This is a genomic window from Pseudoalteromonas sp. APAL1 (genome assembly GCF_021532475.1).
GTDB lineage: Bacteria > Pseudomonadota > Gammaproteobacteria > Enterobacterales > Alteromonadaceae > Pseudoalteromonas > Pseudoalteromonas lipolytica_C.
On record NZ_JAKGAW010000049.1, the window covers coordinates 1 to 11,698 of the forward strand.

Here is an 11,698-nt window from a genome sequence, read left to right on the forward strand (position 1 = left end):
GCCCGTGCCATCAAAGTTGAAAATCAGCGTTTTAGCGTTCATAGCGTCATTCCTTTAGTGGTTTGTCATAACATACAGAGCATTTATTAAAATTAGAAGACAAATTCATAGCGCGATAAAAAAATACGGGCTTTGTTCTGACAAAGCCCGTATTTTTTTATCGTTATTTATTAACTTACTCTCGCTATGGTGTGCCTTTGTAATATGCTGAGTAATACCTCGTAATCTTTTTCGATATCGATTAGCTTATGTTGGATATCTTTAAGGTTATTTCCTTTGCTAGCAGCGAGTACTTCTAACTCTGTAAAATGCTGATGTAATTTAGTGGCGCCAACGTCACCACAGGTGCCTTTTAGGGCATGGCTTATTGTGGCAATACCGTGATAATCTTGCTCTTTAATTACTGTGATTAGCTGCGTTATTTTTTCATTAGAACTGTCTAAAAACATCTTGCATACTTTATTAAGAAGCACTTCGTTATTCATCAACCGGGCAAGGGCAGCTTCTTTGTTCCAATGAATTTTTTCGTCGGTAATTAGCTCGCTATGTTCTGGTGCTGAGGTAACTTGCGCCTGATTTTCGGGTGCTTTGTTCTTCGAGTTTGGCTGTTTAGGAAACACTGATGATATCCATTTTGCTGTTGTCATGATTAATTTATCAGCACTAATGGGTTTAGTTATGTAGTCGTTCATTCCTGCATTTAGACATTTACTACGTTCCCCCAACATTGCATTTGCCGTCATAGCAATAATCGGTATATTAATATGATGCTCTCCTGCAGCTCCATTCCTAATTTCTGTGGCGGCATCATAGCCATTTAATACGGGCATTTGGCAGTCCATCAACACACAGTGAAAAGGATCATTTACATCTGTATTTGCCAAAATATCTACAGCTTGTCTGCCGTTTGAAGCCACTTCAAAGCGAAGTGAAAGACTTGTCAAAGTACCTTTAGCAACTGCTGCGTTTATCTCGTTATCATCGACTATAAGTACTTTTGCACCTTCGACGCTGGCGTCAATGTGTGTTTGCGCATCGCTATCTCGACGTTTTTGGTTTTGCACACTCAGATCTTGTGCAACTCGTTCATCGGCGAGTTTTAGTAAAAACTCAGAAATAAGCACTGGTTTAGATAGTCGTGTGAAAGAGCAAAATCTTGCCTGAGGGGGTGGTTCTGTAGGATTTATTAGCACAACTAATTTAAATGGTAATGAGCTTGAACATTCATTTTCACAATAACTATCTAACTTAGCTAATAGTGGGTTTCCGGGTTCTAAAATAAGGGTTTCGAAAGGCATACTCTTAGTGAGTTCAAAGTCTTCAATGTCAATATTGGATAGTTCTCCGCCATACACGTTTATGAGTTTGGCCATGCTACTTTCGAGCTCTGGGTGCTTAACAAAAAGTGCAAATGTTTTGCCACTTAAACGCTGATTGCTAGGGGATTTTTGAACGTCATTAATTTTTAAGCGAATCGAAAACTCAAATGTACTACCTAGTCCTTCGATTGACTCAAAACTTATTTCGCCATCGAGTAAATTGGCAAGTTGCTTACAGATTGAAAGCCCAAGCCCCGAACCGCCATATTGTGATGCAATGGTGCTATCTGCTTGGGTAAATGCATTAAATAACTTGCTTTGATGTTCGTCAGGAATACCTGAGCCTGAGTCTTTAATAGTACATGTTAATACGGCTGTGTTTGTATCAATGGTACGGGTGTATGCTGAAAACTTAACATACCCAGTTTTGGTAAACTTAATCGCGTTATTAATAAGGTTGGTTAGTACTTGTGAATAGCGATGAGGGTCAGTGACGATAGAATTAAATTCTACATCGGCGATGTCTAATATAAATTCTAAGTTTTTCTCTTGTGCTTTAACGGCCATGCTGCCAGCTAAGCTTTCAAAAAACTTAATAGGATTAAACGCTTTTTTATCAAGGTCTAACTTGCCTGCTTCAATTTTAGATAGATCGAGAATATCGTTTATCAACACGTTGAGGTTATTCACACTTACCTCAGTCATTGCTAAGTAATGCCTTTGTTGATTACTAAGTGATTCGCGTTTAATTAAATTCAGAGTACCAATAATACCATTTAATGGTGTACGCATTTCATGGCTGATATTAGAGATAAAGGCGCTTTTAACTTGGCTGGCTTTTTCAAGTTGTGCGGTTCTTTTTGCAACTTTAACTTCGAGCTCATTGTTAGCTTGCTTTATTTTGTTACTAGCTTCTTTTTCGAGAGTGTTATCTCGAATAATAATTGCTGTGCCGCATTGCTGTTGATGCTCGTTAATAATGGCAGAAAATGCGACTGTTAAGTGACAGCTAGTCTGTGACTGAGGTGTAAAATCAATGTCAATTTCATATCGCTTGCGACTATCTCTTAACTCGGTACATACCTTTTGTATATCGATATTTGGCAAAAGTTTAAGTGTATTAATGTCAGTGCCGAGTACTTGCTCTCGTTGAAAGCTAAATAAATTTGTTGCTGCTTTATTCCAGCTGGTAACAACCCCTTTGTTGTTTATGCTAATGATTGCATCTTTAGAGCCACTAATTATAGCGGATGATACGGCTCTTGCCTGAGCAAGCTCTTGATTGCGCTTGAGGTTTCGATAAAAAAACACCAACATAAAAAGCAAAAATAGTGAAACACCAAGAAAGAAAACATACGTACTGATCCGTCGCTCGAGGCGGATTTTTGCAATGTCGTCATGGGAGAGTAAGATATGAGATGTTATAAAGCCTGATTCAGTATCACCTGAAAGTGGGATTCTGCGACTGAGCACTTCACTCTTTTTATTATTATCATAGGTAGCGTTAATACTCACTAAGCCACCGAGGTTTTCAGTATTAGTTTGATAAGTGGTATCCCAGCGATTCGAAGGTGCAAGATCTCGGCTAAAGTTAAAACGTTGATCTGGATGTATAAGAAAGTAACCTTCATTATCTGTGAGAATTAAGCTGTGAGGAGTTTGAACAAGCTCAGACAGAGAGTTAAACAGAATTTGGGTATTTACATTGGCTATAATAAAACCAAAACGTTGCATGTTTTCATCAAAAATAGGTAAAGCAAGTCGCAACATTGGTTTGTATGGAAACTCAAGCTTACCGTATTCACGGTTTAAGGTAATGGCAGATAGGTACATATCACCCAAAGAAAGCTGCGCACTTTGCTGATAGTAATCACGACTACTTTTATTCTGTAGTTGGTTGATCGCTTTTACGACGATGCCACCGGCTGCTCTATCAACACGAATCAATTCTTGGCCGGCATCTTGAGTACTGATAACCCGTAATTGCTCAAACTCAGAGTTTGCCTGTATGAAAGCAACAAAGATTGTTTCAAGTCGTTTTCTCCATTGTGCAGTTGTCGTGTTGTCGAGGGGGTCATTGCCATTATTTGCCGCTGCTCGTGCGAGTCCTGCAATAGGCGGTGTGGAGTATAGGAAATGTAAGTCATTTTTGTATTTACTGATATTTTCTTGGACTTGAAGGGTCACTGTACTACTTGAATCCTCAAGACGTGATTTAATCGAAGTAGTTAGCTCTTTTTCTAATTGTTGTTCAAATACAAAAATAGCTAAACACAACACCGTCATAATAAATAAAAAAGCCCAATAAAATTGATGACGACTTTCTGAATATTGATGAGAAGTTTTACGCACAAAGTTGTATGACATCATCTTAATCTTAGTTGGAAGGTGTTATTTTCGATTACATTGAGATTAGGCAATGATTGATATTTCAGCAAGTAGGCAAACGCTGCAGTTTCTGCCTCGATGTTTGGCTTGATACAGTGCTTTGTCAGCACATTTTATCAATTGTTCAGAATCTAAGTTTTCGTGCCCCTGCAAGGTAGCGCTGCCAATACTTATAGACACCGTTGTCGCTTCTGGGTTTGGGTGGGTGATATTTAACGCTTTGACATTAGCTAATAGTTTATGAGCTATATACTGAGCCCCTTGGATATCAGTATCTGGTAATACACATAAGAACTCTTCACCACCAAAACGCACAGTGGTGTCGGTTGAGCGGTTAACACTTCTTTTAATTTCTTGAGCGACTAACTTTAAACACTCATCACCTTGTTGGTGGCCGAAAGTGTCGTTGTATTCTTTAAACCAATCGATATCGATCATTAACACCGAAAGAGGATTATCATAACGTTTTGCTAAACGAATATTTTGCTCAAGTGTACTTTTTAAGTAGCGTCGGTTATTTAACCCTGTGAGGCTGTCTTGTTCGCACATTGTTTTTAGTAGGTCAGCTTGCTTTTTGATGGTTAAGTGAACATTAACTTTATTCAATAAGATATTGCCGTATACGGGCTTAGAGACAAAATCAACACCGCCCACTTGCCAGCATTTATCCTGAGCTTCAAGATCCATGATAGAGGTAATAAAAATAACCGGGATATGACTGTACTGAGAGTGTGCTTTTAACTGCTTACATACATCTAAACCATTTGTGTTGCCTAGATTAACATCTAAGAGGATTAAATCAGGAGAGTGAGACTCGCACATGGGCAAAACACTCTCACCGCAATCGGCGGTGAGAGTTTTAAAATGCGGAGCAAGTAAACTTTCAATCACTGTTGTATTAATTGGTTCGTCATCAACTATTAAAATAACAGACTCATCAAGTTTTAAATCGTTGGCTGCCAAAGGTTGCAAAATGATTCCTCTAGTTGTTGTATAAAGCGTAGCCGCATTTTTTAAATTCCTATAGTTAAAGGTGCTAAAAAATAATTTTAATTGGCGATGGCAATAATAAAGGACTAGAGTTTTCTTAATGATTTTAAAAGAGGCGACGGAAGTGCTTTTTACTCATCAAGAGAACAAACCCAGTAAAATTATGGTTGTTGATGACGAGCCAACAAGCTTAATGATTATGTTAGAGGCTTTAAACAACCTTGGTGAGATTGAATGTGTCGATAATGGCGCTGAGGCGCTTAAAAAAGCGGTTTTATTTCAACCAGATGTTATTTTACTTGATATTGAAATGCCAGATATGGATGGCTTTGAGGTTTGTAGACAGCTTAAAAACAACCCTATCACCCAATCAATTAGTGTCATATTTGTAACTTCACACAATGGACAAAAATTTGAATACCAGAGTTTTGCAAGCGGTGGTATCGATTTAATCATTAAACCTGTCGATTTAACTATTTGTCGTTTAAGAGTACAAAATCAATTAAAAATCAAACATCAAGAAAGACAAATTCTTGCAGCAAAAAATGATATTTCAACATTGGTTGAGCAAGTTCCTGTGTATATATCTTACTGGTCAAAAACAGAAGAAAATTTATTTAGTAATGATGAAACCGCCCATTGGTTTGCAAAAAGCAGTGAGCAAATGCTTGGTTGTTTCGCTAAAGATGTATTACCTGAAAAGCTGTATGAGGCTTTTCATCGTTGTATAACTGAAGGCATAGAGCAAGAAGTTTTAAATATACAGTTGCCCAGTCCTCGTAATAGGATTGAATATGTTAGAGCGCAAATAAATTTAAAAGTAATAGAGCAAGAGGTTACTGGTGTCATTCTTACTCTTTCGGACATCACCTCTATTACCAATACAAAAAAACAGCTATCGAATGAATCAGAACGTCTACGAGTTATGCTCAATTCGATTGGTGATGCAGTGATTGCCACGGACAACAACGCAATAATTAACTTTATGAACCCCATTGCAGAGCGTTTGACGGGATGGCATGCCGATGACGCAAAAGGCAGGCATATTGAAGAAGTTATGAACCTGGTTGATGCGTCATCAAATACACGCTTAGTGAATCCTATTTTAGTTGCTTTAAAAGAGCATCGTATTGTTGCAATGGCCCTTAATAGCCAATTGGTTGGTTTTGATGGCCGTGTTCATCGCGTTGAAGATTCTGCAGCTCCTATTCGTGATATTGAAAACAACATTATTGGTGGCATCATCGTTTTTCATGATGTCAGTGAGTCGGTAGCAATGGCAGTAAAAATGACCCACTTGGCAAATCATGATTTATTGACAGATTTGCCTAACCGAGTTTTGCTACATGATAGGGTGGTTCATGCGTGTAAAGTCGCCTCAAGCATGAAAAAAAGTGTGGCTTTGATGTTGATAGATATCGACCACTTTAAATATTTAAATGACACATTAGGGCATCATAAAGGCGATTTGATTATAAAGCATGTTGCCAATCGGCTAGAGTCATTGCTTGATTTAAATACTACACTCGCACGTATTGGTGGCGATGAGTTTGTGGTGCTGATCCCCGATGTAAAATCGACAAGTAACGTAGATAGTATTGCTCTAGAAATTATAAATACGATGGCAATGCCTTTTCGCATTGATGGCCAAGATTATAACTTGTCTGTGAGTGTTGGTGTGAGTATGAATCCAAACGACTCATCTACCGCAGAAGAGCTTATGACTCATGCAGACGCTGCTATGTACAGAGCAAAAGAACAAGGGCGAAACCGGTTTTGTTATTACTCTGACGACTTAGAACATCAATTTAAGCAGCGTCAAAGCATTGAAAAGCTATTAAGAAATGCAATTGAACACGAAGAGATAGACGTTTATTACCAACCCAAGCTGGCTCTTGCCAGTGGGGAAATTGTAGGCGTAGAGGCTTTAGTACGTTTACGGGATGAGAATAATAACCTTGTCTCGCCACTGGATTTTATTCCGCTTGCCGAAGAAACGGGCTTAATTCATGCGTTAGGGTTATCGGTTTTAAAACAAAGTTGTGCTGCAGCCAAAGATTGGGCTGATAAAGGCTATAAAATAAAAGTAGCGGTAAATATTGCCGCGAAACAATTTACTGACAAAAACTTTTGCAATACTGTTGCTCAAACACTCCAAGAGACAGGGCTTCCAAGTGAGTTGTTAGAGTTAGAGGTAACAGAAAGCGCACTGATGCATGATTTCGAAGAAATCAAAAGTATGTTGAATAACCTAGCTTCGTTGGGGTTAGCGATTGCTATTGATGACTTTGGTACAGGTTATTCAAGTTTGTCATATTTAAAACTGTTTCCGGTGGATGTGTTAAAAATTGATCAGTCATTTATTCGCGATATGCTCACTGATACGCAAAGTATGGATATTGTTAGAACCATTACAAGCTTAGCGCATACTCTAAATTTACAGATTGTAGCGGAAGGAATCGAAGAAAAAGCACATTTAGAGAGTTTAATTGAATTAGGCTGTGAGCTTGGGCAAGGGTATTATTTTTATAAACCAATGCCCAAAGAAGCGTTTGATGCGTTGTTAAATTAAGCCATAGTATGACTGTACAAAATACCGCAGCCAATTAACACTAGAGCTATACCACCAATCGCTTCAGCTTTTTTACCAACCCAGCCACTGATAACATTGCCAAGTAATGAACCAATAGTGACCATTATCGTTGTTGCAAGGCCAATCATGGCGGCTGCTAAGTAAATGTTTACTTTCATGAATGCGAGGCTGATACCCACTGTCATAGCATCAATACTAGTACCAACAGCAGTAAGTAAGGTGGCCATTAACGAGCGTTTATTTGTTGCTGTTAATGTATCGTCTTCATCGTCATCTTCTTTACGGCTTTCAAGCAACATATGAACACCTAGGCCTACCAATAGCACAAAAGCAATCCAGTGATCATAGGCTTCAACATATTCAGCACCTGCACTGCCAATTAGCCAGCCGATAACAGGGGCAATGGCCTCAATACAGCCGAAGATCAAACCCAATTTAATCGCACTTAAAACGCGCGGGCTTTTTAGTGTACTGCCTTTAGTGATTGATGCGGCAAATGCATCGGTAGACATAGCAAGAGATAATACACTCAGAGTAACAATGTTCAATTTTTGCGTCCCACAAAAAGTGCGTATTATACGCACTAGAACTTTAAACAGATAGGTTAATTTTTGTTTTTAGGGCTCTGTATTGAACTTATAAAGCGCTATATTGATAGTTATTCATGAGTGTACCTTCAGCAGGTGTGAGTTTTGGCTCAAGTTGAATAAGCGCTTCATAGACGCTTGGAGCGAGTTCTTTGAGTCGTTGTACCCGGCTAAAATGATTTTGCTCGAAATGGTTAACGAGCTTGAGTGTATTTGGCATATAGTCAACAAGAGTTTGCGTGTTATAACTTTGCTCAAGTGCTTGATCGAGAATATCTAATCCTGGTTTTGAAAAGTCGTGGGGTACTCCCAATTTGATTAAAAACTCAATTGCTTTATTTGAGTGATCAGTCGCATAAAAATACATATCCATGTCAAATGTATCTGTTAACGAAAAATCAAAACCATTTTCGGCTAATGATTGCCAATCTGATAGTGGAAGATTCTTCAGTAAGTAAAGGGCGCTTGGTGGAGTTGGATTAGCTCTGCTTTGCCAAATAGCGTTCATTTGTTCGATATTTTCTAAGGTTTTTGCAAGCAGTAAATTCGTTTGGTGCGTGCTGAGTTTGGCACCCTGCGTAATAGTTGCGAGGGCATTAAAGTCGTTATTGTTAATTGCTTCTTTAAAGGCATCTGGTTGATAAGGGGTTTGTTGCCTTAAATCACGAAAATGCATGAGATGCCAGTAATGAACAAGCATGGGGTCAATCTCTTGCAACATGTCAGCGGTCAATGGGCCTTGGCGCGCTTCGAGTTGTGTTAATTCATCCATTGCTTGTGAGCGGGTTTTAATCGCTTCTAAATTACTTAAATCTTGTTCTACCTGTTGGCACGTTTCATCAGCGGGTTTAAATTGTTGCTTTTGCTTTTCGTAGGCACGCAGCGAGTCAGAAATAGCAGAATCATCTTTGCTTTGATGCTTGAAGGCTGCTTTGTTTGCAATCAGGGGAATATCGCTTAATTCATCAAATGCTTTTGCGGCAAATTGCTCACCTACGAACAATAAGCTGTTTGGTAAAAATGATGACTTAAACATCAACAAGCGATCTTCTGATGTGCCTCTCACATGCTCGCCATGGGCTTTGTAGCCTTTATCCTTAAGGTACTTTAATGTCTCTCGGTGTTTGTTTTCAATAGGTTGTACTTGACTGTTTGAGCTACCTTTTAAGTTAACAAGAGCGATATCCATCGCCGTGAATACATCGGGCAGATTGGTTGGCTCAATACCGCGCTCATTCAAAAGCTCTAATATCGGCACGTTGAACTCACTGACTGCAACATCAGCCAGATTTAAATAGAGCTGCTCATGAATAAAATTATCACTCATGGCTGTTGGTACACCGCTTAACTGTGCCGTTTGCGCTATTAATGCTGTTATATACGTATTGGGTAAGTTGCTTTTTATGGCAATGGCTATGTCATTTATCGTAAAGTCTTTTGTCGATATGGCATTTTCAAATTCTGTCTCAGTTAAACTATGCGCGTTTAGAATAAATAAGATTGACGGCGAAATAAGTGCCGATGGACCTAGTTGAAAAGGTGATTTTAAATACGTATTAAAGTTATCAGTGTTATCTAATAATTTGTATAGCGCTGTTTTATTTACTTGCTCTGGGAGTGGTACGTCGAACATGATTGAACGGGTATTCATGTTCAGAGACTCAGCATTAGATGTTAATTTTTTAACAGTGTCGGCATCAAAATAATCAACAATCTCAAGTCCTTGCCAGTTTTTTAATATACTTATTGAGTCTGCATACTGAAACTGCTCTTTGGCATTACTTTTAATTGCGTTTATCAGTAAGGACTCAAATGAGCGATAAGATATTTTGGTTAGTTCTGAATAACTTAAAATTTCTGAGAGGGGTAAACCGTCTTTGAGTGCTTGCTTAAGAGCAGCATCAATTTGGCTATGATCAGTGGCCGCTTGCGTGGCTTTTATACTTTGTTGCTCACACTCAAGCTTTGCAAGTCGTAACTTTTTTAGAGCTGATGCTTTGCTGGTGTTTTGTTTATTTACATCTTCAGTTACAGAGCTCAGGCTAGCAACATTATTAGTGTGTATGGGCAATTTAGCAGTAACTGTCTCGCTTTGGGTCTGTTTATCAAAGTACAGGTAGGTTCCTACTGCACAAAGGCCTATAAATACTGTGAGTGAAATACCTTTTTTCATATTCAATCCATGGACTTAACTTGCAGAAATTGTATGGCTTTATATTGTGCTGTCAATGACTTAGGGACGAAGAGCATAAATAGCCGACAAACAACTGATTTGTCGGCTATGTTTTGCACTGTAGCCTAATGCAGTTTCATTTTTGGCCTAACAACGCGCAGTACTTTTTCGCTGATCCACAATGCAAAGGTTTTTGCGCTGCCATGAATGGCACGTTGATGCATACGATAGAGCGAAATATACATAAATCGCGCTATTTTACCCTCTATAAAAAAGCTATTACTGGTTAGGTTGCCCATTAAACTACCTACCGTGCTGTAGCGTGACAAATTAACTAAAGAGCCATGATCACTGTAGGTAAAGGCACTGAGTGGCTGATTTTTGAGTGTGGCTATTAGGTTTTTTTCAACACATTGTGCCATTTGATGGGCCGATTGCGCTCTTGGGGGCACTTGTGTGCCATCTTCTAGGGTAAATGCGCAGCAATCGCCAATTACAAAAATGTCGTCGTTAACACTACTTTGCAGGTATTGATTCACCTTAATTTGATTATTGCGGGTGAGTTCAAAAATACCAATGTCTTTAATGAAATCAGGGGCTTTTACGCCTGCAGCCCAAACCATGATATCGGCTTTAATATGTTCATCGTTTTTAGTGATAAAGCTGTTTTCTGTGGCTTCTTTTACTTGCGTGCCTTCGCGTACTGTTACTCCTAACTTAACCAGCTCACGTTTAGCCGAATTTGCAATGCGCTCGGGTAAAGCGGGTAAAATTCGCGGCCCCGCTTCAATTAAATCAATGTGTAAGCGTTTAGCAGTCATTTTGTTAAGGCCATACATTTTTAGCATGTCTGACACATGATAAAGCTCTGCCGACAGCTCAACCCCGGTTGCACCACCGCCGACTATAGCAATGGTTAAAGAATGCTGTGGATCATCATCTTGATGTAAACGGGTGAAGTTATCGAGTAGGGCATGCTGAAAGCGTTCAGCTTGTTGATTTGAATCAAGGTAGAAACAATGCTTGTTAACGCCTGGGGTATTAAAGTCGTTACTGACACTGCCTATAGCAAGTACTAGGTAGTCATAACTCACTTGGCGCTCAGGTAAAATGCGGTGGCCGAGCTCGTCTTTTAACTCGCTTAAAGTAATGGTTTTGTTGGTTTGATCTAAGTGGCAAAAGCTGCCAAGTTGAAAATTATAATGATGTTTTGCTGCATGCGCTGAGTATACAACGCCGTCTAAATCGGCATCAATCGAGCCCGTCGCTACTTCATGAAGTAACGGCTTCCAAATATGGCTGCGGTTTTTATCGATTAAAAGTATCTCTGCTTGGCGTTTTTTCCCGAGTTTGTGTCCTAATTGTGTTGCCAGTTCTAAGCCACCAGCGCCACCACCGACTATCACGATTTTAGGAGGTTGGTTAATCATTACGTTGCCCTCAAAAGTATAATACCTAAACACTCTTGCGAAAAAGCGCTTAGGTATTGCAAATCCATCCATCAATACCCCATGGCAACCCACCCATTGTGCGCCTTTTTGATGGTTTTGTCAGTACCCATTAAGAACAATGTAGTTAACTTAGTTATATGAATGACCTTGGGAGATTGAGCCAAACACGTTAGTATGGCTAATTCGCAGTAAGAGAC

The 11,698-nt window shown here is 39.2% G+C and carries 6 protein-coding genes; 1 reads left to right on the top strand and 5 read right to left on the bottom strand.

The window, feature by feature from the left end; translation table 11 throughout:
- Window positions 1-170 precede the first annotated feature (170 nt).
- Window positions 171-3,689, bottom strand: a complete 3,519-nt coding sequence (locus L1264_RS17975) for an ATP-binding protein (protein ID WP_199527464.1) — start codon at window positions 3,687-3,689, stop codon at window positions 171-173.
- Window positions 3,690-3,731: 42 nt separating this feature from the next.
- On the bottom strand, window positions 3,732-4,679 hold the full coding sequence (locus L1264_RS17980) for a diguanylate cyclase (RefSeq protein ID WP_135926746.1): 948 nt from the start codon (window positions 4,677-4,679) through the stop codon (window positions 3,732-3,734).
- A gap of 118 nt (window positions 4,680-4,797) precedes the next feature.
- On the opposite strand from L1264_RS17980, the gene L1264_RS17985 reads away from it, so the two are divergent.
- Window positions 4,798-7,269, top strand: a complete 2,472-nt coding sequence (locus tag L1264_RS17985) for an EAL domain-containing protein (RefSeq protein WP_235404334.1) — start codon at window positions 4,798-4,800, stop codon at window positions 7,267-7,269.
- Here the strand turns inward: L1264_RS17985 and L1264_RS17990 are convergent.
- The 3 genes from L1264_RS17990 to L1264_RS18000 form a co-directional block, all read right to left on the bottom strand.
- A complete protein-coding gene (locus L1264_RS17990; RefSeq protein WP_135926747.1) occupies window positions 7,266-7,838 on the bottom strand; it encodes a manganese efflux pump MntP in 573 nt (190 codons plus the stop codon). The two genes, L1264_RS17985 and L1264_RS17990, sit on opposite strands and share 4 nt — an antisense overlap.
- A gap of 88 nt (window positions 7,839-7,926) precedes the next feature.
- Window positions 7,927-10,050 (bottom strand): hypothetical protein, encoded by a 2,124-nt coding sequence (locus L1264_RS17995; protein WP_235404336.1) that lies wholly within the window; start codon window positions 10,048-10,050, stop codon window positions 7,927-7,929.
- A 125-nt stretch (window positions 10,051-10,175) separates the two neighbouring features.
- A complete protein-coding gene (locus L1264_RS18000) occupies window positions 10,176-11,480 on the bottom strand; it encodes an NAD(P)/FAD-dependent oxidoreductase (protein WP_199527468.1) in 1,305 nt (434 codons plus the stop codon).
- Window positions 11,481-11,698 lie beyond the last annotated feature (218 nt).